The 24652-nt window shown below is 67.6% G+C and carries 25 protein-coding genes; 10 read left to right on the forward strand and 15 right to left on the reverse strand.

Going from position 1 to position 24652, the window contains the following annotated elements; genetic code table 11:
• Window positions 1-9: 9 nt before the first annotated feature.
• From ITJ43_RS14575 to ITJ43_RS14590, 4 genes are all read right to left on the reverse strand, one after another.
• Window positions 10-405, reverse strand: coding sequence for a single-stranded DNA-binding protein (locus ITJ43_RS14575; protein WP_194584581.1), 396 nt, complete (start codon window positions 403-405; stop codon window positions 10-12).
• A gap of 28 nt (window positions 406-433) precedes the next feature.
• Complete coding sequence (gene nrdH, locus ITJ43_RS14580) at window positions 434-682, reverse strand: glutaredoxin-like protein NrdH (protein ID WP_194584582.1); 249 nt, start codon at window positions 680-682, stop codon at window positions 434-436.
• Window positions 683-968: 286 nt separating this feature from the next.
• Window positions 969-1763 (reverse strand): hypothetical protein, encoded by a 795-nt coding sequence (locus ITJ43_RS14585; RefSeq protein WP_194584583.1) that lies wholly within the window; start codon window positions 1761-1763, stop codon window positions 969-971.
• 123 nt (window positions 1764-1886) lie between these two features.
• On the reverse strand, window positions 1887-2150 hold the full coding sequence (locus ITJ43_RS14590) for a hypothetical protein (protein WP_194584584.1): 264 nt from the start codon (window positions 2148-2150) through the stop codon (window positions 1887-1889).
• Window positions 2151-2221: 71 nt separating this feature from the next.
• On the opposite strand from ITJ43_RS14590, the gene ITJ43_RS14595 reads away from it, so the two are divergent.
• Genes ITJ43_RS14595 through ITJ43_RS14605 form a run of 3 tightly spaced genes read left to right on the forward strand, consistent with a single transcriptional unit; the run spans window position 2222 to window position 3734 of the window.
• Window positions 2222-2548 carry a hypothetical protein gene (locus ITJ43_RS14595; RefSeq protein ID WP_194584585.1) on the forward strand — a complete coding sequence of 109 codons (327 nt, stop codon included), beginning with the start codon at window positions 2222-2224 and terminating at the stop codon, window positions 2546-2548.
• A 26-nt stretch (window positions 2549-2574) separates the two neighbouring features.
• Window positions 2575-2844, forward strand: a complete 270-nt coding sequence (locus ITJ43_RS14600) for a hypothetical protein (protein ID WP_194584586.1) — start codon at window positions 2575-2577, stop codon at window positions 2842-2844.
• On the forward strand, window positions 2841-3734 hold the full coding sequence (locus ITJ43_RS14605; RefSeq protein ID WP_194584587.1) for a zeta toxin family protein: 894 nt from the start codon (window positions 2841-2843) through the stop codon (window positions 3732-3734). The genes ITJ43_RS14600 and ITJ43_RS14605 overlap by 4 nt, the downstream gene beginning before the upstream one ends.
• Window positions 3735-3741: 7 nt before the next feature.
• On the opposite strand, the gene ITJ43_RS14610 is transcribed toward ITJ43_RS14605, so the two are convergent.
• The 11 genes from ITJ43_RS14610 to ITJ43_RS14655 form a co-directional block, all read right to left on the reverse strand.
• Window positions 3742-4020, reverse strand: a complete 279-nt coding sequence (locus tag ITJ43_RS14610) for a hypothetical protein (RefSeq protein WP_194584588.1) — start codon at window positions 4018-4020, stop codon at window positions 3742-3744.
• A gap of 141 nt (window positions 4021-4161) precedes the next feature.
• Entirely contained in the window at window positions 4162-4491 is a 330-nt protein-coding gene (locus tag ITJ43_RS14615; RefSeq protein ID WP_194584589.1) for a hypothetical protein, read from the reverse strand.
• Entirely contained in the window at window positions 4488-5162 is a 675-nt protein-coding gene (locus ITJ43_RS14620) for a DUF6349 family protein (protein ID WP_194584590.1), read from the reverse strand. Before ITJ43_RS14620 ends, ITJ43_RS14615 begins: the two co-directional genes overlap by 4 nt.
• Entirely contained in the window at window positions 5159-5566 is a 408-nt protein-coding gene (locus ITJ43_RS14625; RefSeq protein WP_194584591.1) for a hypothetical protein, read from the reverse strand. Before ITJ43_RS14625 ends, ITJ43_RS14620 begins: the two co-directional genes overlap by 4 nt.
• A 266-nt stretch (window positions 5567-5832) precedes the next feature.
• A complete protein-coding gene (locus ITJ43_RS14630; protein ID WP_228495966.1) occupies window positions 5833-10737 on the reverse strand; it encodes a DEAD/DEAH box helicase family protein in 4905 nt (1634 codons plus the stop codon).
• Window positions 10738-10763: 26 nt separating this feature from the next.
• Window positions 10764-11351: a hypothetical protein gene (locus tag ITJ43_RS15165; protein WP_228495967.1), complete on the reverse strand. Its 588-nt coding sequence runs from the start codon at window positions 11349-11351 to the stop codon at window positions 10764-10766.
• A gap of 185 nt (window positions 11352-11536) precedes the next feature.
• Complete coding sequence (locus ITJ43_RS14635; protein ID WP_194584593.1) at window positions 11537-11974, reverse strand: ParB family protein; 438 nt, start codon at window positions 11972-11974, stop codon at window positions 11537-11539.
• Complete coding sequence (locus ITJ43_RS14640) at window positions 11971-12894, reverse strand: ParA family protein (RefSeq protein ID WP_323741250.1); 924 nt, start codon at window positions 12892-12894, stop codon at window positions 11971-11973. Before ITJ43_RS14640 ends, ITJ43_RS14635 begins: the two co-directional genes overlap by 4 nt.
• A 398-nt stretch (window positions 12895-13292) precedes the next feature.
• Entirely contained in the window at window positions 13293-15164 is a 1872-nt protein-coding gene (locus ITJ43_RS14645) for a hypothetical protein (protein WP_194584594.1), read from the reverse strand.
• A gap of 327 nt (window positions 15165-15491) precedes the next feature.
• Complete coding sequence (locus tag ITJ43_RS14650) at window positions 15492-15719, reverse strand: hypothetical protein (protein ID WP_194584595.1); 228 nt, start codon at window positions 15717-15719, stop codon at window positions 15492-15494.
• Between the two features lie 87 nt (window positions 15720-15806).
• The gene (locus ITJ43_RS14655; protein WP_194584596.1) at window positions 15807-16139 is read right to left on the reverse strand and encodes a MarR family transcriptional regulator; all 333 of its coding nucleotides are present in this window, start codon (window positions 16137-16139) and stop codon (window positions 15807-15809) included.
• A gap of 305 nt (window positions 16140-16444) precedes the next feature.
• On the opposite strand from ITJ43_RS14655, the gene ITJ43_RS14660 reads away from it, so the two are divergent.
• The 7 genes from ITJ43_RS14660 to ITJ43_RS14690 all read left to right on the forward strand — a co-directional run bounded on the left by ITJ43_RS14660 (window position 16445) and on the right by ITJ43_RS14690 (window position 24615).
• Window positions 16445-17137, forward strand: a complete 693-nt coding sequence (locus ITJ43_RS14660; protein ID WP_194584597.1) for a helix-turn-helix domain-containing protein — start codon at window positions 16445-16447, stop codon at window positions 17135-17137.
• Window positions 17138-17307: 170 nt separating this feature from the next.
• A complete protein-coding gene (locus ITJ43_RS14665) occupies window positions 17308-17649 on the forward strand; it encodes a hypothetical protein (protein WP_194584598.1) in 342 nt (113 codons plus the stop codon).
• Window positions 17649-18581 carry a hypothetical protein gene (locus ITJ43_RS14670; RefSeq protein WP_194584599.1) on the forward strand — a complete coding sequence of 311 codons (933 nt, stop codon included), beginning with the start codon at window positions 17649-17651 and terminating at the stop codon, window positions 18579-18581. The genes ITJ43_RS14665 and ITJ43_RS14670 overlap by 1 nt, the downstream gene beginning before the upstream one ends.
• Window positions 18578-19684 carry an alpha/beta hydrolase family protein gene (locus ITJ43_RS14675; protein WP_194584600.1) on the forward strand — a complete coding sequence of 369 codons (1107 nt, stop codon included), beginning with the start codon at window positions 18578-18580 and terminating at the stop codon, window positions 19682-19684. Before ITJ43_RS14670 ends, ITJ43_RS14675 begins: the two co-directional genes overlap by 4 nt.
• Window positions 19685-20079: 395 nt before the next feature.
• The gene (locus ITJ43_RS14680) at window positions 20080-22707 is read left to right on the forward strand and encodes a hypothetical protein (RefSeq protein ID WP_194584601.1); all 2628 of its coding nucleotides are present in this window, start codon (window positions 20080-20082) and stop codon (window positions 22705-22707) included.
• Between the two features lie 123 nt (window positions 22708-22830).
• On the forward strand, window positions 22831-23991 hold the full coding sequence (locus tag ITJ43_RS14685) for a hypothetical protein (protein WP_194584602.1): 1161 nt from the start codon (window positions 22831-22833) through the stop codon (window positions 23989-23991).
• 174 nt (window positions 23992-24165) lie between these two features.
• The gene (locus ITJ43_RS14690; protein ID WP_194584603.1) at window positions 24166-24615 is read left to right on the forward strand and encodes a hypothetical protein; all 450 of its coding nucleotides are present in this window, start codon (window positions 24166-24168) and stop codon (window positions 24613-24615) included.
• Window positions 24616-24652 lie beyond the last annotated feature (37 nt).

Consider the following 24652-nt stretch of genomic DNA (forward strand, 5'->3'; position numbering starts at 1 on the left):
TGGGTTGGTTCAGAAGGGGGTGTCGTCGCCGTAGTCGGCGGGGTCGGGGGTGGTGGTCTTGATGACGCGGATGGTCTGGCCGGTGAGGCTGACGGCGATCTCGTCGGCGTTGACGCGGTGCTGCAGGCGGGGGCCGTTCTCGCTCTGGTACTGGGTGATGCGGTAGCGGCCGGCGAACATGATGCGGATGTTGCCGGACTCGGTGGCGGCGTCGACGAGCTTGACGGCCTTGTCTCCGCTGACAGCGACGTCGTAAGCGATCGTGGGCCCGTCAAGGTAGGTGCCGTCTTCCTGGCGGATGCCGTCGCTGACGAGGATGCGGGCGAACGTGTAGGGGCCGTTCTCTCCGTGGCGGAGTTCGGGGGTGGCGGCGAGGTTGCCGGTGCGGACGATGTAGCTGCTCATGATGGTTCTCCTTCGTTGGGTTGGGTGTTCAGTTGGTGAGGTGAGAGGCGATGCGGTCGATGTGGTCGGGGCGGAACCCTGACCAGTGGTCCTGGTCGTCGACGACAACGACGGGAGCCTGCAGGTAGCCGAGGTCCTTGACGTACTCGAGCGCTGCGGCATCTTCGGCCATGTCCACGACTCGGTAGTCGATGCCCTTCGCGTCGAGCGCCCTGTAGGTGGCGTTGCACTGCACGCAGCTGGGCTTGCTGTACACGACGATCTGCGGCTTGGTCATCTGGACCACCTTCCTTTCTTGTCTCTTCCCCCCGTTGTTTTCCCGGTGGGTGCCGGGGGCACGTAGTGGCCGGTACCGGCGGCGGAGCGCAGTGCCCGGAGAGGGCGGTACCGGACTGAGCGCAGCGAGGGAGGATAAGGAGCCCTCGGAGGGAACGCAGCGACAGAGCCGGTTTAGGCTCGGAGTCCCCCGACACACCCCGGGTGCCCGCCCCTTGTGGGGCGGGCTGAGATGGGGGCCGTGGAGCGGCCCGGGAGCCGCGAGGCTCCCCCGTTCGTGGTCGTGTCTAGAGAGAGTGAGCCGGCCCCTGGATGGCGGGGGCGGGAGAGACCGTGGGGCCTGTGTCGGAGGGTGTGCGGGGCATGAGGCTGGGGCCGCTGACGGTGCGCAGATCCTCGAGCGTCGCGGCGATCTCGGTGCTGGTGAGGCGGTCTACGGCGAGCTGGTCCTTTACGGCCTTGTAGGCCATGCCCCAGGCGATGACGTCGACGCTCGGCGCGGGCTGGTCGTCACGGACGCGGCGCTGCTGTTCGGCAGATGCCGCCCGCACGAGCTGACCGGTGTGCTCGTCGGCGTACTGACCGACGACGTACCAGAGGTCGGTGCGCTGGTCTTCGCGCAGCTGCTGCTCGAACCTCGCGCGTCCCTCGGGGGTGGCCAGGTTGACGGTCTCGTCGGGACCATACGGTTCGAAGCCTTCGGAACGCCCCGGCGCTGCGTCGACGGCCGCGGCGACGCGCTGCAGCGACGCAGGAACCTCCGGCGCGTCAGGGGTCGGCCAACCCGTGAGAGCTTCCGCGACGTCGAGTCGGGTGATGCGATCCCGCAGGTCCAGGTCACCGTTCCATACGAGCCGGTCGGCAAGCAGGCGGCAGGAGTCGGTTCCCACCCGCTGGCGACGCGACAACGTCGGCGTCATCGCGGATCCGCCGGCCGCGGGTTCATCAGCTGGGTTGTTCGCGGCGAACCACCGGTCGGTTTCGTCGGCGTACGCGATCAGTCGTAATGAGAGGGCTTCCCGCTCGGCCCGGTCGAGAGTGAGCGTGTCCGCGGGCATGGTGTTCTCCAGTGTTGTGCTCATGGTGCGCACGCTACGTGGGAGGCGCATCCCCACGTCGGAAAACCGGCCAAATTGACCACACCGCCCCCCTGTGGGTGCTCTGCGGGGCGAATTCCGGTCAGGCTGGCTGATCGGCGGCACCGGTCAGGCGTAGGCGCGGTGCACGTGCCACTCCCCCGCACCGCCGTACACGTCGAACACGAGCGATTCCCCCTCCGGGTCGGTTCCCTGGAACCGCCATCCGTAGAGGCCTCGGTGCAGCTGCTCGGGAGTGACGCTCCACACGCTGTCGCGAAGCCGAGTAGGAGTGTCGGTGACGGTCCAGCGACGGCCGGCGTAGAACATTCGCGCGGGCTGCTCGTCGACGAGCCAGAGCGTCACGTCGTGTTCGGTGTCGGTGTGGGCCATGGTCACTGAACATAGAACATTTGTTCTATTCTCGCTAGTGACTCGTCGGCCGGAGGAAGGAGCGCTCTGCGGTGACGACCAACCGCCGCTACGAGGCCCGCTACGCCGCCCAGCACGCCAAGTCGGTACTAGAGGCTTCTCCCCCGCCGTGCACGCTTCCACAGCAGGCATACGGGCCGCAGGACCTGGTGTGGGCGAAGAGCCGACCCCCGGTGTGGGCGTGGATCAGCTGGCCCGACCGTCCCGCGGAGCGGATCGCGGCGTTCGCCCGTGGATGGAACGATCGGGTCGTCAACGTCAGCTGGTACGGGCCCCGTGGAGAGGTCGATTGCGTGGTCTGGCGTAACGCCGTCACGCATCGATCGGCCGCCCAGGCGGCTGTCGAGGGCACGCGGTAGACTGGGATCTCCGATAGGGGGTCCGCATGTCGCAAGTGATCACTCACCGCCCCTCCTCGGATGCCGCGCAGATCCCGACCGTCGTTCTCTACGACGTGATGCGGGAGACGGCGAATCGTCTGCGTGGGCGGCTGTCGCATCTGCAGGATGTTCACCCGGAGTCCGGGGCGGAGTTGCTGCAGGCGCGTGTGGATGTCGCTCGTCGCGCGGATGCCGTCGACGCGCAGGATCGGTCCGCGATCGCTGAAGCGGATGCCATTTTCCGGGCCGAGCTGGCCCAGCTGCCCGCAGCTTGAGCGACCACGAGCCCTGGATCGTCGAGAGATTCAGGGAGAGGGTTCTGCCTGAGCTCTTTGCCGACAGTGCGGCATCGGCGGACCCGTTGTGGATCGGGATCGGTGGACAGCCCGGTGCGGGCAAGACCGCCGGCAGACAGCTCGCTGTGCGTCTCGCGGGCGGCGAAAGGGTCGTCGCTGTGATCGGGGATGACTTGCGTCCACTCCACCCCGATTACGACGCACTGCTCAGGGATGAGCCTCTCGCGATGCCCGAGCGCACGCAGACGGCCGCGTCGGCGTGGGTGGAGCTCGCACTCGAGCACGCGGCGCGGGAGCGGATCAGCACCCTCGTGGAGGGCACGTTCCGCCGCCCGGAAGTCACCCTGTCGACGGCGCAGCGGTTCCGGGATGCGGGGTTTCACACGCATCTGGTCGCTGTTGCGGTGCCGGGGTGGGAGAGCCGGCTATCGACGGTGGAACGGTTCGTGCAGGATCACAGGGAGGGTCGAGCGGCGCGGTGGACACCGAACGAGGCGCACGATGCGGGACTGATCGGGACGCCCGCGACGCTGCGTGCGGCCGCGGCTTCTGACTCTCCGGTCGACCGGATCAGTGTGGTCACCCGGCGAGGTGACGTGCTGTTCGATCAGCACCGTCCCGCTGATCTTCATGGCGCGGCTGTGGCTCTGCAGGCGGAGCAGCGTCGCACGCCTTCCGTGGCTGTGCAACGGGAGTGGGAACTTCGGCGTCGGGCGGTGGTTGAGTACCTCGCCCGGGAGGTTCCTCGCACGTCGGAGACGGCGGCGACCGTCGCGGCTCTGCGCGCCGACGCCTTGCGGTGGGAGTCGTCCACGGGCCCGGTCGGAGGCGTCGGCCCAGGATGGTCCGGGCCGCTCAGCTTGGGCTGAGCGCGGGCTACTCCGACGCGGCGACGTGACGGCTGACGAGGCCGACCGCGAGGGCGACGATAGCGCCGAGCGCTGTGGCGATGGCCGGCTGCGCATCACCCGCTGACCAGTAGGCGACGGCGAAGCTGAGGAAACCGACCGCGGCGAGGAATGCGACGCGCGCGATACCTCGGAGGTGTTGTTCCCGGCGCGCAGTGACACGAAGCCTGATGGCGAGGATGGTCGCGGCGATCAGGGAGAGGACAGCCACGCCCCACGCGATAGCGGAGAGCCAGTTGTCGAACATCACTCTTTCCTCTCTCTCACCGGAGGTGTGGGAGAAAACCCGGACCGGTGACCCTTCTCGGTATGCCCACCACCCCCGACGCTCCACCGTCAAGGATCGTGCGGGGTGCGTTCAGGTGAGGGTTGGCCCGGCGCTGCTGGGTCAGAAGAGGGCGTTGGCAGGGACGGGGCCGGTCACCCCGGTTGGTGTGCCGGCGTTGTCGCGGTGGAACCAGACGCGGCTGGCGGTTTCGTTGTCGGTGAGGCATTCGGCGTAGGGCAGGTCTCGGCCGTGCCAGTCCTCGATCCAGAGTTCGACGATGACCGCCTCTTGACGTTCGTCGTGGGTGCGGTCCTTCTTGTACTCGTAGACGCGCACGTCGTAGGCGATCCGCTGCCCGACTTGGAAGCGTTGCCCTTGGTGCTGGAGCTGTGAGACCTCGCGGGCGTGGTTCATGGGGCGAGGGAGGCGCGGGTCGCGCGTGGTGTTCACGCGCGACCCTGCTCGTCGACGGACAGGTCGAACCCACCGTAGGGGCTGTAGTTGGGGACGTGGCGGGTGCCGGTGCCGCCTCGGTTGGTGAGGATGGGGGCACCGGGGATGCGGAAGTGTTCGGGGTAGTTGGTGTCGAGCCAGTCTTCGAGCTTGGGGTTCATCTTTTTGTTGCCCATCTGTCCGCGAAGCTTCGGAGGCAGGATCGGGAGCTCGCGCCATCCGGGGAAGGCGTGGTCGTGCCAGGCTTCGACGACCACGTTCCAGTCCGGGTCGATCCAGTGGAGCTCGCAGGTGTCGCAGACGATGAGGTGGAGGTAGTTGCCGACGCATTCGCAGGGGATGCGCTCCGCGACGAGGCGGGGATGCTGTCCTTCGGTGCGGCAGTGGCGATCCCACATGCATCGCAGATCCGCCGTGTAGGTGGTGATCGAGTGGTTTGCGTAGGTCGCTCGCGCGCCGCAGTAGTCAGCGATCCAGCCGTGGCGGATGCGGTCCTCCCAGCTGCGGTGGCTGTTCTCTTCGTCGCGGCGGTGCTGGGCGGCGTCGAGATCTGCGCTGCTGTAGTAGCGGCTGGTGAACTGTAGCGGCGCACCGTTCCAGGTGGGCAGAGCGTTGAGGGTGTCTTCGGCGATCAGCTGGTCGATCGCGTCCATGAGGGTGAGGCTCACTGCTGTTCCTCCTGACGGATCGTGGCGGTGGTGGGCCAGTGGCCGGTGTTGGCCGCGTGGTCGCCGGCGTCTTCGACGTCACGCTCCCCGCAGGTCGAGCATTGCGGGAACTGTTTGGCTTCGGCGTTGAGGGTGTCGTAGGTGGTGTCTGCGGTGATGACGATCGCGGGACGGTTGCTGGCCCGGGCGAGGTAGTGGCGGAGGAGTTCTTTGGCCAGGGAGCGGCGGATCTCGTGAAGTGGGGCTCCGATGAAGGTGGCGGCGTTCTCTGCGGCTTGCCAGGCCCACAGCACCTGGTAGTTGGTGAGACCGGTGGGCGCGTTGAGGCCGTATGCGCCTTCGATCATGCGCTGGGCGATGCGCGCGTACTCGAGCGGCGTCGGTGTCAGGTCGATCGTTTCCATGCTGTTCCTCCTCGTTGTTTTCCCGGTGGGTGCCGGGGGCACGAAGTGGCCGGTACCGGCGGCGGAGCGCAGTGCCCGGAGAACGCGGTACCGGACTGACCGCAGCGCAGCGGAGGGAGGGAGGATAAGGAGCGTTCGGAGGGAACGGAGCGACAGAGCCGGTTTAGGCTCGCAGTCCCCCGACACCCCCGGGAGCCCGCCCCTTGGGGCGGGCTGAGAGGGGGGGCCGTGGAGCGGCCCGGGAGCCGTCAGGCTTTCCCTGCGGTTCAGCGCAGGCTGGGGCCGGTGCCGATCGGTGATGCGGGGCCGGTGTGCGGGCCAGTGTCCGCGGCTGGCGCTGTGGGCGCTTGTGGGCGCGGCTCGGGTTCGGCTTGGCTGGTGAGGGCCTGGTCGATGCTGTCGAGGCGCGCACGGGCCGCGTGGAGCGCGTCACGGTGCTTGAACGGGGCGTCGAGGCCTCGTTCGGCGTCCGCGTGTGCTTCGTCGATGGAGGCGAGGTCGGTGCGCGCGCGACTGATCTGCTCGTCGACGGTGGCGATGCGGTGCTCGAGGCTGCGGAGGATGCCGAGGTCGGCGGGGTCGAGCGCACGATCCGTGTTCACGCGGACGGCGACGCCGGGGAGGCCTTCGATGCTGATGTGCAGCTGGACGATGCCGGCGTCGGTGAGGGTGCGCGCCTGCAGCGGGAAGCTGCTGATGGTGCCGAGCTCACCGCGGGCACGGTCGTCGGTGACGGGCCGTGCCCACTGGAGGCCGGCGGAGGTGGCCCATGTGGCGATCGCGTGCTGCGCGTCGACGCGGGAGGTGTACTCGCGGCCGTTGATGGTGATGCGGAACCGGTCGCCGCTGAGGTCGAGGGCGCGGGGTTTCGCTGCCTCGAGCTGAGCGATCCGGCTCTCGACCCGCTCACGGTCCTCCTGGAGCGCGGTGATCGTGGCGCGGAGGGTGCGCTGGTTGCGGTGGTAGGCGCGTTCGAGGCGTTCGAGGCGGCTGGTCTCGTTGAGCGCGGTCGACCGGGCCAGTAGGAGCGGGTTGCCGCTGGCGAGGGCTTTGGCTTCGGCGGCGGTGAGGGAGTCGGAGCCGAGATCGTTGATCTCGCGCACGTCGAGCCGGCCGCGCATGACCTGGTTGATGAACCGGCTCTTGCGTTCGATCGCCTGCCACATGTATGCGGCGAAGGTCTGTTTGACGACGTACTGGTAGATCTCGATCTCGGCGTTCTGGTTGCCCTGTCGTTCGATGCGGCCGTGGCGTTGGGCGACGTCGGCGGGACGCCACGGGCAGTCGACGTCGTGGAGGGCGACGGCGCGCAGCTGCACGTTGGTGCCGACGCCCATCTTCGATGTCGACCCGATCAGCACGGCCACGCGGCCTTCGCGGGCCGCGGCGAACAGGCGGGCCTTCTCCTTGTCGTTCTTGGCTTCGTGGGCGAAACGGATGCCGCCTTCGGGGACCCCGCGGGTGACGAGCTGGGCCTTCAGCTCGTCGTACACGTTCCATCGGTCCTTGTTCGGGGTGCCGAGGTCGCAGAACACGATCTGCAGCGCGCCACGCAGCGGGGATTCCTCTCCGGTGCGAGGGTCGGTGAACACGTCGTCCTGGTGCTCACGGTGGATGCGGGCGATGTTGTCAGCGACCACGGCCAGCGGCACGGAGGTGGGGATCGCGGTGTCGTCGACCATGCGGATATCGAGGGCGGCTTTGCGGCCGTCGCCGGAGATTTTCAGCATGTTGTCCTGGTCGGGCGACACCTGCTTGGCGGCGACTTTATCGGCTCGCTCCCCCAGCTGACGCACGTAGTCGAGGACCTCGGGTGACGGGTCGATCGCGATCGTCTCCGGGGCGCGCCGGCCGTCGGCGCGCATCCGCAGCGGCGGGGTGGGCAGGTCGAGGTCTTCGGCGGTCTTCACGTCCGCGAACACGTGCCACATCCGCAGCATCTCGGGGACGTTGCGGAACCGGGCGAAACGGGTCTTCAGCCGGAATGATTCGCCTCCCTGGGGGGCCATCTCCACCTCGTCGACGGTCTCACCGAACGTCGCGGCCCACGCGTCGAACGATTCGACGCCGGCGTCGCGCAGCAGGTCGGGGCGCAGCAGTCGTTGCATGACGTGCGCCTCGGTGATGCTGTTGGCGATCGGCGTTGCGGTCGCCCCGGTGATGACCCGCTCACCGTGGGTGCGGCGCAGGTAGTCGAGCTTGACGGCCAGGTCGGTGGCGCGGGCGGAGCCGGTGATGTTGGCGTCGCGAATGCGGCTGACGGTGGCGAGGTTCTTGTAGTCGTGGATCTCGTCGACGATGAGGTAGTCGATGCCGGTGGATTCGAACGTGATCCCCGCGTCACGGGGCGCGTCGAGGAGACGCTTCTGCGTTTCCTCGGCCGCAGCGATCCGCTTCTCGATCTGCTTGACCGTGAGCCGGTCCTCGGAGTCCAGGTTCGCCAGGCCGTGCCGGAGAGTATCGACCTCGTTGTCGATGTAACGGGCCATGGTGTCCGGTTCGACGGGCAGACGCTTGAACGCTTCCCGGGTGAGGATGATCGCATCCCAGTCGTTCGCGGCGGCGCGGGCGACGAAGATGCGCCGCTTGTCACCGGAGAGGGTGTCGGTGTTGGCGGCGAGGATCCGCGCCTGCGGGTACAGCTGCAACCATTCGCGGGTGAACTGCTCGAGCATGTGGTTCGGCACCACGACACCGACCTTGTTCACCATCCCACGTCGACGCAGCTCCATCGCTCCGGCGACCATCTCGGCGGTCTTGCCGGCGCCGACTTCGTGGAACAGGCCGACGGCGGGTTCGCTGACCATGCGGGCGACGGCGGTCTTCTGGTGGGCGCGCAGCTCGAAGGAGGCGACCATCCCCGGCAGAGTGAGTGTTTCCCCTTCGGCGGTGTAGTCGCGCAGCACGATCCCGTTGAAGCGCCGGTTGTACTCGGCGGCAAGCTCCGCTGCCCGTTCGGGGTCTTCCCACACCCACTCTTCGAAGCGTTCCCGGATCAGGTCGGCTTTCTCCTGCGCGGCGGTGGTCTCGGTCGGGTTGAACACGGACCGTTCGGTGCCGTCGACGTCACGAATCTTGTCGTCGACGCGGATCTGCGACTGGTTCGCGAGCTGCTCCAGCAGGTCGTGCGCCGACCGACGCTCGGTGCCCCACTCGCTGGTCGCACGGATGCTGCGGCGCACCCCTCCGCGCACCTGCCATGTGCCGGGGAGCGGGTTGGTGACGGTGACGGAGGGGTCGGCGACGAGCTCACGGAGGAACTGCTGATGGTGGGCGGCACTGATCCACACCGCACCGGGACGAGCGGTGATCTCTTCCGGGGTGAGCGGGGTCGGCAGCACCTGTTCGAGGGCGCGCACGTTCACCCGGTACCGGTCGTCGGTCTCGGCCGCGGCACGCGCCGCGTCGAGCTTGGGCGGGATCACCCCAGACAGGTACTCGGCCGCGGTCAGCAGCTGGCCCGTGTCGGGGTCGTCGTACACGAGCGTGCCCAGCTGGGCGCGGGCCTGCTCCACCGTATCTCCGAGGAGGGAGGCGATGTAGTCGAGGTCGACGCGGCCGTCGTGGTGAAGGCTGATCTGGAGGGCTTCAGCGGCCGTGTCAGCGCCGAGCTTCTCCGGGCGGGGCAGGATCACCCGCCGGCTCATCATCGCCGCAGGGTGCGCTTCCTGCGACTCGTCGTCGAACACTTCGAGGGCGAACACGAGCGGCCCGAACGGGTCGTCGCGCAGCAGCCGCGGCGCGGTCGGCATCCGGCGGGCGAGGATCGGTTCCCCGTCCTCCCCGGTGCGCCCCGTCCCGGACAGCGTGTACCGGTTGATGGGTCCGAACCGGGCGACGTAGCCCTCCCATGAGGCTTTGAGCTCGGCGCGGGCGGCGACGATCTCGTCGGAGTCGTCGAGGCTTGCCCGTTCCAGCTCGAGCTGGCGCACGGCCCCGTCGCGCAGCTGCAGCAGAGCGCGAAGCTCCCGTGAGGCGGACGCGGGAACCTTCAACGGCTGCGGGCCCTGCCGTGTGGCAGTCGTGAAGGTGCCGGTGGCCTCGTCGTAGCGGATCGTCCCGTCCCACTCGTCCAGCGCCGGCAGCTGGTCGACGACGGAGCCGGCGGATGCGGTGCGTGCGGTGGCGCGCAGGCCTCGCTCGGTCGCGGAGGTGACGATCTGTTCGAGCGCGCCGCGGAGGCGCTCGTCGACGGTGGCGAGGTCGCTGCGCACGTGGAGGCTCTGCGCGCCGTACATGCCGTGCTCGGTGGTGAGCTCTCCGAGGATGTGCTCGGGACGTGAGTCGAAGTAGCTGTTGATCTTCACCAGCTGCTCCCCCACCGTCCGCGGCGTGACGCTCTCCCACGCGGTGTCGGCCGGCTCGGTGCCCGGTTCGCGGCGGCGGAAGATGAGAACGTCGGTGAGGGCTTCGGTGCCGGCGGTGCGACGATGCGCACCGGAGGGAAGACGGACGGCGCCGATCAGGTCCGCGTAGCGGCCCATCTCACGGCGGGCGGCGGGGTTGCCGGCGTCGAGGGTGTAGTGGCTGGTGAGGACAGCGACGATCCCGCCGGGACGGGTCGCTCGCAGCGACTTCAGGATGAAGTGGTTGTGCAGGGAGTGCCCGTTGGCGTTGTCGATCGGATCGTGCAGCACCAGGTCCGCGAAGGGGACGTTGCCGACCGTGGCGTCGAAGAACCCGTCCGGGATCTTCGTGTCCGCGAAGGACTGCGCGTGGATCGTCGCCTGCGGATACAGCAGCTGGGAGATCCGCGCGGTCGTCTCGTCGAGCTCAACACCCGTCAGCTCGTACCCCGAAGGGGCCAGACCGATGAACGTGCCGCTACCCGATCCCGGCTCCAGCACCCGCCCGGACTCAACGCCCAGACCGGCCACCGCATCCCACACCGACGCAACGTAGCGAGGGTCGGTGTAGTGGGCGTTCAGGACGGTGCGGCGCGCCTGAGCGAACTGCTCCTCGCTGAACAGTCCCGCAAGGATCGCCCGGTCGCCGGCCCACTCGTCGCGGGCCTCGTCGAACACCTGCGGGACAGCGCCCCAGCTGGACCACCGCGACAACACCGTCTGCTCGGCCGACGTCGCCGGCCTGCTCTCCGCCTCGCAGGCGCGCAGCACACGGAGCGCGGCGATGTTCGCGTCGACGCGGGAGCGTTGACCCGACGGGACCAACGGTACGGACGGGTCAGGACGAAACGCTACCGACTCTGAAACGCCGCCCAGCGGGCCTCGACCGACCGGTCCCACACCGCCCGGTTCTGCGGCTCGTTCAGGAACTCGTACGGCGACGCTGCCGCGACCAGAGCCTTCAGGAACGGCACCGGCAGAAGGTACTCCGCTGCGGTCTCCTCGAACGAGAACGTCGTCTGCTCCAGGCCCTCCAGCTGAGCCTGCATCCGCCACGCCCACTCCTGCAGACCCAGAAGCGTCTGCTGAGTGTCGCTCTCCCATTCCTCGCGAGAGGCCTCCACCTGCAGCAGACCCGACTGCGCCCACGCGATCTCCGTCGCGGTCGCCTTCGCGTTGCGGAGCCTCGCGACCTTCTCCAGGTACATCTCCCCCGGCAGATCCGGCCCCGCCAACTGCGCGGACAGCGTCGCGATCGTCGTCGCGAGCTCCTCCCCCGCCTCCGTGAAGAACCGTTCCGGATCCTCCAGCGCGGCCAACGCCTCGGGCCGGTGCTGCTCCCAGTGCTCCCGGACCCTCTGCCCGTAGTGATTCATCGCTCTCCCAATCGACACCGAACAGACCGCCATCGCCACCCACACCAGCGGGTACGCGATCATCGGAAGACGCCACCGCGGGATCATTGGCCACCCCCGCGGTCAGAGCCACATCGACGGACTCGTCGCTGCTCCCCCACAGGTCGAACTCCAGCTGAGTCGAAGGCACACGAGTGCGACGGCGAGCCATTAGGGCAACGTAACAAGATCACTCCCCCGCACGTCGGAAAACGGCCCATATTGACCACCTAGCCTCCGGCGCGGCGACCGCGAGGAAGTTCCTCGGTCACGGGGCGCAGGGGTGCCCCGTCGTTGTACTCCTTCTCGATGCGCTTGATCTCGGCCTCGAGGGCGTTGGCGACGAACTGGGAGAACGTCGGCACTGACTCGTGGAACGCGGCGTGACGGAACGCGGCTCGAGCTCGCCCGCGCAAGTCGGTCGTCACGTCTGCGGCGAGTTGTACCCGGGTTGCTGTCGGCGCGGATTCCGGCTTGGTCGTGCGCTTTCGCGGTGCGCGCTTCGGCTCCGCCTCGACTGGTGCGTCGGGAGTCTGTGGTGGCGTCTCTACGGTCTCCTTCTGGGGCGGCGGTGTCGCGGCGGTGCGATCAGCGGCCTGGAGATTGTGAGCTGCGCCCTGGGGGCGTGCTCGGGGGGTCAGTACGGCGATCTTCCGCTCGTCGCTCATGCTGTGGCTTCCTCCAGTGCGGCCTCGCGGGTGACGAGGCGTTCCATGATCTCCGTGGTCAGGGCGTACAGGTCGTCCGCGACGCTGGAGGCCGTCCGCGTTACGCGTTCCCCGCTCGCTTCGCCTCTCCGAATCCGCCACCATTCGGGCTGGGACTTTGCGTACTCGTCGAGCTCGTGGACGAGCTTGCCGAAGCGTCGCGCCTGCTGCGCAACGGAGGTTGAATGCCGGATCGCGGTGTTGAACAGCACTTCCTCGGTGCCGACCACCTCGCTGATCATTCGGCGGGCCTCCTGCTCAACACGTGTCGCGGACTTCTCCACGTCGAAGAGGGCCACCCCCAGCAGATCGAGGTTGGGGTTCACCTCCACAACCCGTTCGAGGCGTTCGGCGAGCTCCATCAGCCCGCGCCCCGTGCCTTCATCAGCCTTGGAAGGGGCGATGACCCACCGCGCCGCGCCGATGGCTGCGGTCTGCAGCGACTCGTTGCCTGGCGGGCAGTCGACCAGGATCAGGTCGTACTCATGAGCTATCGGCGCCAGGACTCGCGCGAGCGCATCTCGAGCGTCTGATCCTCGCTGGGACGCCGCAAGGGCGGCAGCGGCGCCGTGAAGCGCCGCGCCACCGACCACGACGTCAAGGTTTTCTCGAACCGCGCTCAGTACGCGAACCTCGGCGGTGAGCTGCTGCAGTGCGGCCGACAGCCCCCGACCCGCGTCGTCGTCGGATCCGTCCGCGTATCCGAGGTCGAGGCCGAGGTTGCCCTGGGGATCCATGTCGACGATCAGGACGCGGTAGCCGCTGCGGGCCATAAGGCCGCCTGCGTTCGCTGTCAGAGTGGTCTTCCCCACGCCGCCCTTGCCGTTGATGACGGCGATGACTCGTTGCAGCCCATCCCGCTGTACAAGGTCTCTACTCACAATGCTCACCTTCCCAGGTTAGTTAGCAATCCTCACAGTGTGGGGATTGCAAGCGGAGAGTCAAGTGCTCACACGCCTCACAAAGCGATCATTGCACACATTGTTAGGATTGTGGGCATTCGTAGAATTGTGGGCTTAGCTAGCCCACGTCGTAACGCTGTGCACAACGTGAGAATTGCTAACAATGCTCACCTCGACGCATCTAGGGGATGGGAGGAGAGCTACGTGCCCGAGGCTGTCCTGATCGCGGAGCAGGTGGGGCCATGTGTCAGAGCCCGACCGTCCACATTGGGTGCAGGCCAGCCGGCGGGAGCTGGGCTGTGCCCACTGTGGGCGGTCGCACCGTCCGACCAAAGGGCTGCCGCCCTCCGCACTTCGCGCTGCGGTTGCCTTCGGCGTCATGCGGCGAGTTCCGTGTCGCGGAGCTGCTGGATGAGTCCTGCGGTGACGTACTCCCAGGCGGTGTGGTGGTCCGCTGTTCCGTCGGGATGACAGGGGTAGGTGGGCCACGCCTCTGGTCCTCCGTGGGCGTCGCTGAGCTGGAACATGAGGGTTTGGGCTGGGCCGGTTCGTTCGCGTCCGCGTCGGCCGGCTTTGCGTGTGAGGTGGTTCTGCCACCAGGCCCATTGCTCTCGTTCGTTGGCGTGGCGGGCGCGTCGGCGCTTGAGGATCCCGTCGACGCCGAGCTTGCGTGCTGCCCAGTGTCGGAGATCATGTGCGGTGCGCCGCCAGGAACGGCCTGACGCGACGGCGAGGCGAACGTCGTGGAGCCGATGAATGATGCGAGTCACCCTGTGGTGGGGGATGCCGGCTGTCCATGCCAACTCGGCCGTATCCCTAGCGATCGGGGAGAGCGCTTCGTACACGCGTCGTGCTGTTGGTCCGAGGCCGGTGCGGGTGAAGACGTCGTGTCGTCCGTCGTCTAGCCGGCTTTCGAGTTCTGCGAGGAGAGCGGATCTGACGTCGAAGAGGTGACCGGGGGGGCGGGCGGTCACGTCGTGAAGTGGCCCGTCTTGTCGGGGAGCTGTGGAAAAACGGTCTGTGACCCTCCAAAACGCGGCGTCAAGTCCCTGGGACTCGCGAGTGCGGAGGGCGAAGCCGGCGTTCTGCAGGCGGCGCAGAGACCGGTCGACGGTGGTGGATGCCATGCCGGTGGTGTCCGCGATCGCGCGGAGGGAGGCGGCGGTGTCGCGGGCACCGGAGCGCAGCGCGAGCCAGGCGAGAGCGGTGAGGACGCGGGCGTCGTGGAGGGCGGGTTCGGTGGTGCCCCAGCGGCCGGGGGAGACGCGGAACGCACGAAGGAGGCCTTCGGCCATGTCGACGATGCCGGCGAGCTCGGTGAGGTCCTTGTCTGTGCGGTCTTGTGGGGCGTACCGGTAGAGGCTGGCGCGGCCCAGTGCCTTCTCCCATTGCCGGTCCAGGCGTGCGGCGGCTTCTTGCGGCTTGCGGGGTTCTCTGAGGCCGGTGGAGGGGTTGCGGCGGGTGCGGTAGTGCTCCATGCCGGGGGCGGTCCGCGCGGCGTGCTCGACGTCGTTGCGGGTCCAGCCGGCGACGGCCGCGGCGAGTAGGCATAGGTAGCCGGTGCGTGACGGGTCGGCTCCGCCGCCGATGGTGGCCATGTGCGCTGCGCCCCAGGAGGGCAGGTCACGGTGGGCCTGATGCGTGGGGGAGATGGGGCCGGTCGGGGCCTGGGTGGTCGCGTTGACGGCGGGTCGCAGCTGCTGGAACGCTGCGATGAGCCGGTCGAGGTCGGCTGTGGTGATGGTGGGCGTCGTGAGGGAGGCTGTGTCGCCTTCCATGACTGCTGAGGCGCCGCCCTTCGCGTGGGGTGCGCCGGGGGGGCGCACCGCGCCGGTGCGGTCGTTGCAGAGCAGACCGTGGTCCAGCGAGGGCAGGACCGCTCTGGCGGCCGCGGCGAGGCGGACCATGACGGCCTTGTCGACGCCATCGACGGCGAGGAAGACGTGGAATCCGCCCGTGGGGGATGAACGGCACACGACGTGGGGGAGATTCTGCGCGCGGAGGGTGCGGATGAGCACGCCGAGATCCTCGGCCGCCTGCTCGAAGTCTTCGGTGCGCTTGGCGTCCAGGTCGAACACGGCGATCCAGAACCGGCTGTGCTCGTCCGTGAGATCGATCGTCCACGGCGTCGACGGGAAGAACGGGCTCGAGGAGGGATACTTCCGCGGGTACGAGTTCGAGCGGACAACACCGTCCGCTTCCGCGATCATCACGTTCACGTAGCGGCGGCGAACGAGCGCGCGCGTCAACGCCCACGCCTCAGAGACGTCCGCGACCGTCCCCACAGACCCCGAGACCGGGTGTCGTGGTAAATATTGGGGCGAATCGCGCACGAAACGCGCGTCTGTGCTATGGCCAGCGGCCAGGGTTTCGGGTACTATGGGGTCACCTCCAAAGGTCGCAGTCCTTGGGGTACAACTGAGGTCCGGGTCTTTCCCGGTCTCTTCGACAAACAGGGCGCGGACGCCAATCCGCTTCCTAACACCGGCTCGATCCGATTCCGTCGCCAAACTTCAGCGGATCAAGCCCAACGCTTCCGAAGCCTCCGCCTTGCCAAAGGTGGGGGCTTCGACTTTCTATGCCACTTCGTCGATAGGCAGCTCCACACGTGACGGATCGGGCTGAGTGGGGGCGTACTGCTGCATCCCCAGGTCTTCGGCGATGAGAGTGGCCAGGTAGTCGCTCACCGTGAGTCCCAGCTCGTCTGCGCGCAGTCGGGCTGCGTGTGCGAGGGGGGCCATGGGGCGGGTACCGAGCAGCTCGCGCTCACCCTTGGACTTGCGACCACCGTTCGACGTTCTCATGCCCCCATCATGGGTGGGGCAATTACTGTTACAGCGACCGACACGCCGCGGGGTAACAGTTATCGAGGCTGAGCGGAGCGGCGACTGCTACGACTGCAGCCCAAGAAGTCGCCCCAGCTTGCGGTATTGGTCGGCGAGCTGTTGCTGCTGAACGACGTAGCGGGTTCGCATCCCGCGCCGGAGCGCGTACGGCACGGTTGGGGCAGGATCGGCCTCCAGGGCACCCAGAGCAACCAGAGCTGCGACGTGGTTCTTGACGGTGCCGAGGGCCAGCTCCGTGCCGTCGGCAATCTCTCGGACAGTGGAGTGCGGGTGCTCCCCGATGTACCCAAGCACGGCGACGCGAGCAGCGTTCGCTCCGAGGACGTTAATGGCGCGCTCCACATCGGGCGGCAGTAACGGCTCTGCGTACCAGGGCATAACTAGTCATTGTCGCAGGGGTCCTCTCTCTCGACATCGCGTAGCGCACTAAGTAGGCTACTCAATACATGCGACCACCGCCGATGGAGGGCACACAGGATGCGGAGACCGGCCCGACTCGAACAAGGGTCGGCCGGCCGGTGCATCTCGGGCAATAAATCGGCCCATGTCGCATCTCTCAATGGAGGAAGGCCCCAACCGCGAGATGTGAGATGACCCGACGATGAGCGAGACCGAAGAGAGTCGCGTGAGCGCCGACGCTTTCACAAGTGTCGGGCTATTTAGCCATTCCGTACGATGGAAGCATGGGCGTTCGCGGCATGGGTGAAGCATCGGAGTGGGCCCGCGCCTTCGCGAGCGCTGCGGCGGCGCTGCGGGTAGAGAAGGGCCTGACCGTTCAGGAGCTTGCGTCGCGGATCGGGAAAGACCCGAGCTACGTCTCCGGCCGCCTCAACTTCAACGCGCCATTCAACATGAACGACTGGGAGTTGCTGGCTGCGGCGCTTGACGTGCACCCACTTGAGCTCGCCCGGCGAGCCGCCCTAATGCAGCCACACAACGATGAGTTCGAGCCGATGGCCGATCTGGATCGGTCCGAGCTGTCCCGCCGTCTGAAGCTCCTTGAGAGGACACCAAGGCCGACAGGCGAGCCGTTCTTTGGCGCGGTGCTCGCGAACCTCGCGACAGAACGAGCGATCGCCCTTACCGAGGACGACTGGACCCGGCTGCGAGATGGCTCAGGCGATGGGGAGGTACCGCTCCGAGTGCTTGAGCTCGTAGCTGAGTACAGCGGTGTCGACGTCGGGTACCTTACGGATCTCTCCGACAGCGACGTTGCAGATGCGACTGAGGCGCAGCTCGAGCTGCGTGAAGCCATTCGCGCCGTAGGGGGCGACGGGCTGCTCGCCCGGTCGGTCGGAGACGTGAGCCCAGCGGGTCTGCGGGCGATCGCCGCATCCCTTCGCGCCGCGCGCAGCGACAGCAAGGACGTCGGCTGATGTCAGTTTTGTCGGTCAGCCCCGCGGACCTGCAGCGGCGGGTGGCGGAAGCTCTCGCCCGGCTTGGGCTGTCGCGGGGCGCCACGTTGTCAACGCTTCTCGAGGTCGTGGCCAGTACGTCTGGGCGAACGATCGAGATCAGCCCTGTTGGAACTAAGGAGTGGGAGACGGTGACAGGCTTGGTCCTGCTTTCCGAAGGAAGGGCCCAGGTCCTCGTCCGCAAGTCCGACCCGCGCTGGTATCAGTTCCACAGCGTTCTTCACGAACTGTCGCACCTCGTGCTCGAACACACCGGCTGCTCTTCACTTCCTTCCGGCCGGCGGACTGGGGTAACGCCGCGCGCGGGCCAGACGATGCTCGCGCGCAGTGTGGGTACGTACGAGTTCGAGCGGCACGTGGACTTCCACGACGAAGAGGCGGTGCGAGAAGCGGAAGCGGAGAAGCTCTCCCAAGTGATCGCCGAGCTCATGCTGGGCCCAAAATATCGCGAGGATGAAGCGGTGCTGGGCTGATGAAGTTGGCGGCGTTCCTGGCGCTGGCGGCGCTCGGAATCTACCGTCTACCTGCGCTTCGACGCGGCGGGGCGGGAACGATGAGCGAGCTGGCGTTGCTGGCGGGCGCAGGCGCGCTCTTCATGGGCGGGTCTGCGGTGCCTCTCGAGACGGTTGACTCGTGGTTTGGGGGCACCAACGTGGTGAACCTTCTCCAGAACGTGCTGGCTACGCTCGCGATCTGGTTTATGACGATGACGGCGCGCATCATGGCGACGGGGGAGTGGCCGTCCAGGCGCGCCGTTTACGAGCTTGGCCTCGTGCTGATCGCCTTCATCATCCCCTTCGCGTTGATGGATCGCGGTGCGACGAGTGAGACCTTTATCCGGTCGACGGCGCAGAGCGGATGGTTGTGGCTGTACGCGTCGATCTACATGATGTACGTGGCTTACCTGATGGGTTGGATGATTCTGGCGCTGGGGAAGCGACGCGCGCGGCCGTACCTGGTCGTCCGCGTGGGGGCGTTTCTCATGGGCACAGCGAGTGTCGTCGAAGTCGTATACCTGACGGCGCGCGTCCTCGGTGCGCGGCCGGAGTGGTTAGGGGACCTGTTCGTTCCACTGTTCTACGGCGGCATTCTGCTGATCGCGGGCGGTCTCGCCTGGTTTCCCGCCGCGCGGCAGGTGCGCGTGGTGTCGCTGCGGATCGCGGCGGCTCTGCTGCGGCGTGCGGCGGCCGCACATCCGGGTGCGGCGATCGAGTCAACACCGGTGTGGCGCTCTACCGCTCATGACACCTATCGCCTGGCTGTTCAGATTGCGGATCTCGGCAACGCGGTCGAACTTACGCGCTCGGAGCGGCTTGTGCTGCGATTCGCAACCTTCCTGCTGAACTTGCAGGTGCCGGCGCCCCGCATCATGACGATGTCCGCATCGCCCAGGGCTGCTGGATGATTGCCGTGCTTGTGGCAGCCGCGGTGCTGTTGGCGTGCGCGGCGGTCGTTATAGCCGTGGGCGTCATCCTGGCCAAGAAGGTGGTTAAGGCCGTACCCAGCAGACGGACACTGCCAGTCACGTTCAGCAACGGCCTCGTCACACTTCCGGCTGACCACAGAACGGTCGCTGACGGTGAGTACCTGCTTCGATTGGAGGAGGACTTCTCGCTGCCGCCCGTGAGGGTGGGCGAGGTTGTAGAGGTTCACGATGGGCAGGTGGTGCGGCGCGTGCACGGGCCCGCGGTGGAGCGACGAGGCGCCGGCAGAGGGGCCTGGATCGCTCACAAGTACGCAGGACCGGATGAGATCGGGCCCTTCCAAGTGGTGCAGGTCCCTGTCGCAGACGACGAGCTACGCGAAGCATGGCTGTTCAAGGGTGATCCGACGCGGTGGGTCATACATGTGCAGGGCATCCGAACCTCCCGAAACGTGACTCTCCGCACGGTCGCGATCGCCTCGGAAGCCGGCGCCACATCGCTCACGATCACGTACCGTGGCGCGGGAGACGGGCCACCTGCGAGAGCCGCGACTCTCGGCGCAGAAGAGTGGCGAGAGCTGCGCGACGCCGTCCGCTTCGCGCGAGAGCATGGCGCGAAGCGAGTCACCGTGGCCGCATGGTCGATGGGCGCTGCGCTCGCACTCGAGCTGCTGCGCCGCGACCCCAAGGCGGTCGACGATTTGATCTTGATCTGTCCTGTGTCCAGCTGGCCAGCCACGATCCAGCACGGAGCCGAGCACGCACATCTTCCCCGCTGGACGGGCAGCCTCGCCGGCCTCACGCTGCGATCTCGCGCTGGCTCGAGACTGCTGGGCCTACCTGAGCCGGTCGACGTTCGAGCGTTGGACTGGACGGGCCCCTCATCGATTTCCGTACCCACGTTGATCATCCACTCACAGGGTGACGAGGTGGCGCCCTGGAACAGCTCAGTGAAGCTTGCTGCCGGCAACCCGCGGACGACAACTCTGGTGGAGACAACGGCGTCTCCCCACGGCTTCGAGCTGACCGTACCCGACCCTGTGGCCCAGTCAGAACTATACGAATGGCTAATTAACCGTCACTGAGCTTGCTGCATGGTTAATTAGCACGTAGCGTTGCCCCCGTATCAAGTGAATGGGGGCATTCGCGTGGATCACAGCATCTGTGAATCAAGGCTCGTCTCAGACGACGCTGCACATCGCACTCTAGGCGCGCGCGCGTCCTTTGTCTCGGGCGGTGGCGTCCTGCCCCCTGGCGCCACCCCCCGACCCTCCTACGCCTCTGGCGTGGCAACCCCCGGTCGTCCGTAGCGCCCATGGGCGGTATGGCGACGGGAGCCCGAGTTCGCACCTCGAGCTCCCGTCTTGTCCCAGAAAAAGACACAGGAAGTGAACTCATGCATTCATCTGGAACCAACACCAGCGTAGGGAGCGGGAGGCCCCCCGTCACGCGGGGTGAGCTGCATAAGCGGTTGCGGCGCGTGTCGCGTCGTGTGAAGCGGAGCGTCGCTGCTGTCGCCGTCGCGGGCGTTGCGGTGACCGGTTTCGCGGTGGCGGCGCCGGCTATGGCGACGTCGGAAGGTGCCGGCCTGAATCTGTCCGGCGACTTTGGCGCGTACGGCTTCCGTGGTGCGCAGATTCAGGACGGACTGGCGGTGTTCTGCCTGGACTGGACGTATGACGCGCCGATCGGGTCGAGCCCGGCGAGTGTGTACCGGGCGACGAGCCTGGGCGCGAACGGCTCCGGCAATCAGCACGGCGTTGGCGGGACCGAGCTGGGGCGCATCAACTACATCCTCAGCACGTGGGGCGGAACGGGAGATAACACGACCGCGGCCGCGGTCGATCTCGCCGTGTCGTCGTACCTGCAAAACGGGGGCGTGGACGGCATGGCCAAGTACGTGTCCCAGTCCAGCCAGGGTCCCGCGGTACTTGCCGCGGCGCGCTCAATGGTCGACCAGGCCAACGCGATCACCATCGGTGGCTCGACGGCGCCCGGGTCGGGGAAGCTCTACTTCATAGTCGACCCCAACAACAACTACCAGGGCACTGTGGAGATGCAGGGCACAGCGGGATCGACGGGTGACATCACCCTGACGAACGGGTTCTTCGACGACAACGGCAACGGCATTCAGGATGCTGGCGAGTCGAACGTGAAGCCGAACGCGCAGGCGAACACGAAGTACAGCGTGCACGGGCTGCCGCCGGAGGGTGCGACGACGTACAAGATCTCCGGGACGGGTAACTGGTCGACCGGTGGCGGCACGGTGTGGCCGGCTGAGGTCGACGTGCTCGAGTTCGGTGGCGGGATGCAGCGCATGGCGCGCGCGATCGGGCCGGTGCAGGTGCAGTCCAACTTCCAGGTGTCGGGTATGGACCCGAACACCCGCTCGGTGGTGTTCGCTCCGGTGCTGTCGACGACGGCGACGACGTTCGTTCAGGCGGGTCAGCCGTTCACCGATCAGCTGGTGTTCTCTCCGGCCGCGGTCGACGGGCTCAACAACCCGTGGTTCCGGTCGGCTACGACCGGCAACTACGCGCCAGTGAAGGCTACGGGCGTCGTGTACGGGCCGTTCCAGTCGCAGCCGGCGGAGTCGGACACGGTTCCGGCTGGTGCGCCGGTTGCGGGTGAGGCGACGATCACGACCTCGCTGACAGACGGCCCCGCCGTTCCGTACACCGCGAACACGAACACGACAGCCGCGACGAGCGGCTTCTACACGTGGGTGTGGAAGATCAGCGCCGCCGATCAGGCCGCGGGCACGCAGCGCATCATCCCCGAGGGTTACGCCTGGCAGGACCGTTTCGGTCAGGTCGTGGAGTCGTCGGTGGTGCCGATGAACATCACGGGCGTCACTGAGGTGAAGTCGGCGGAGGTGCCGCTCAGTGGTGTCGCGCAGGACACGGCCACGATCAACTCGGGCGGCTACTGGCTGCAGGAGAACGCGGCGAATGTCCCGGTGAAGATCACCTGGAAGGCGTACCACGACACGAGCGAGCAGACCCCGGCGCGCGTTCCGGCGACGGCGATCCCGTCGACGGCGACCCTGCTGGGCACGTACTCGACGCAGGTGACGAACGTGGGCAACATCACCACGCCCGCCTCTCTCGCTGACGGCGGCATTCAGGCGCCGGACGCCAAGGGCGGATGGATCGTGTGGGTGCTGAGCATCGACGACCAGGATCAGCCCCGTCCGGGCTACGTCCGGCCGTTCTCGGACGACTACGGCGTCCCTTCGGAGATTCAGAAGATCGCCCTGCCCGAGGTTGCGACCAAGGCGCAGCCGGGCGTGAAGCCCGGTCAGACGATCACCGACACCGCCACGGTCACCGGCACACTGCCGGCGGATGGTGCGGAGCTGCACTTCGAGCTGTATAAGGCGACGAAGAACACCGCGGGGGAGTGGGTCTGCGAGGCGGGCAACCTCCTGTGGACGTCGCAGTCGCAGCATGTCGAGACGACCGGTGACTACGTGTCGCCGGCTGCTCCCGGCCAGGTCGACGGCGAATACCACTGGGTCGAGGTGCTGAGCTCCACGAAGGCAGGCGAGATCCACCGGGGCTTGTGCGGCCTGCCGAACGAGACCACGTTCGTCGTCGACGTGACCACCAAGGCCAAGACCGACAGCGGCAACGCCACGGCCAAGCCGGGCGAAGCGATCTTCGACACCGCACTGCTGAACGGCCAGGTGCCCGAGAAGGGCACGCTGACGTTCGAGGCGTACCGCGTGTTCGACGGCGCGAAGGTCTGCACCGACCAGACCCGCATCTGGACGTCCGAGGCGATCACCCTCGATGGCGGTCTGGCCAAGGACCTGCAAGTCGACTCCGCGAAGTTCACCCCGGAGCTGAGCTCGAAGGCCAGCACCGTCTACTTCGTCGAGACGACCCGTGACGCCACGGGCCGGATCGTGGCGCAGGGCGAGTGCGGGGAGCCGTCCGAGACGATCCCCGTCGACGCGGCGCACCTGGCGGTGACCGGTGGTGACGCGGATGCGTCGTCGTGGGTCCTCTTCGGGGGCCTCGGGGCGCTCGGCTTCGGAGCGATCGCGGTCCTCACGGCCGCAGCGATCCGTCGTCGCCGCCAGGAGGCCACGGCCCAGCAGTAACCCCCGGAAGGCGCCGCACACCACCTCTCTCGGCGGCAGCACTTCCGGCCCCCCAAGACCCCGCGGGGGCTTCCCCAGAGCCCCCGCGGGGCACCCACAGAAACAGCGAGACGGACGAGGATCATGACCGAGAACAACTCTCCCGAGCAGGCCCCCGAGGCGGAGACTGCCGAGCAGCCCGCCCCGGCGACGAGCCGCCGGCGGATGCCGTGGTGGGCGTGGGCCGGTATCGCGGCCGTGGCGATCGCAGCAGCGATCGCTATCCCGTTGTCCGTCACCGCGGCAACCCACACCGCTGCTCTCGACGGGTACCGTCAGTCGACGTCCACCGCGGCGGAGGCGGCGGACACCGCGACGAAGGCCGCTGCACAGCTCGCCGCGACAAGCGCGGCGGCGGTGTCGGAGGCCGACGCTCTGCAGGCGATCGTCGATCAGACGCCCGCTGAGCTCGTCGCGGACCCCGCGACGCGTGACGCGGCGGCCGCGGCGATCGTGCAGCTGCGCACCTCCGCGACAATGCCCGCGATCGACGTTCCCGCCATTGCCGAGTGGGGCTCTGTGCAGGAGTCGGCGTCGACCGACGACCTCAACATCGCGGCGAGCACCGCCGCTTCCTACACGTCCACGACGGAGAGCCTGGTCAGCCAGGCCAGCGCTGCCCAGGCGAAGATCAGTGACGATCTCACCGCCGCGCAGACCGCGATCGACAACCTCGTAGCCTCGGCCGCGGCGAAGGGCGCAACGCTCGTCTACGACCGGGCTGGTGACGGTGAGAAGCAGGCCCTCACGGCCGCTGTTGCCGCGCTCCAGGCGCGCAAGGCAGGCGCGGACCGTCCCAGCACGGCGGACACCACCGGCCTCGTCGGTGGGTACGTCGCCGCGGTGAACGCAGCGAAGGCATCCCACGATGCCGCGATCGCGGCCGACCAGAACAACACCGGCGGAAGCGACTCCGGCAACACCGGCGGCTCCAGCGGCGGGTCGGGCGGGTCGGGCGGCGGAGGGGGTAGCTGGGGAGGCGGCGGCTCTGGTGGCTCCGGCGGATCGACCGGCGGCGGTTCAGGAGGCTCCGGCGGCGGCAACTCAGGAGGAGGCACCGTCGATCCGGGGCCGCGTGGAGCTATCCATATGACGGGCTCCGCGTGTCAGGGGTCTGGTGGGTCCTCGTCGTCGAGCTGGGGGAGCGGCCTGGTCGCACCTTCGGACTCCACCATCACGAACGTGTGGGAGTCCTACGGAGACTCCTGGGGCATTTCGTGGCAGTGCAACGCGATCGACTTCTGAACGGAGAGAACTGTGTTGGTTGAGGGGGATGTTCGCATCGTTCCGGCGGGAGCCGGGTTGGTGCGGTTTCGAGACACCGCGTTGCTAGTCGACCGTGATGATGCGGTCCATTGGTTGCTGCGGTGCGTCACGCCGGCTGTCCTACTGGCGAGCACCGGAGCGAGCGAATACGGGTTGGAGATTCGGCACGCTGCGGATGCCCTCCGCAGCGCGGTCGAGATCACCGCGACGAGGCATCGCACTCGTGACGTCGAGAAGGTAACCCGGTGGCTCGGTGAGGCGCGCACGGGGCTGTTGCGGGACGCCGACGACATCGCCGGGCGACTCGAGACGCGGAGGATGCCGGTGCGGTTCCTCGCACTGCACGGCTCGGTGCCGGGAATGCTCGAGGCGCGCTTCGCGACTCTCGTAGACGTCGTGGCGATGATCCGTCGGCTGCCCGGCACCGGCGTGGTGGTGACGGAGGCGTACCGCGCGGCGGTCGCGGCGATCTGCCGGTCCATGCTCCTCGCGCAGCTGTGCATGGACCGGAAGCTCGTGCCCGATCGTCTCGAAGAGGCGTACCGGCACGCTCTGACGCTCCTGGCGTCAGTGAGCGAGGAATCGAACGGAACGGAGAGGTGAACATGACGAAGAAGACCGGGATTCTAATCGGCGCCGT

Origin of the sequence: Microbacterium sp. VKM Ac-2870, assembly GCF_015350795.1 — a bacterium.
GTDB lineage: Bacteria > Actinomycetota > Actinomycetes > Actinomycetales > Microbacteriaceae > Microbacterium.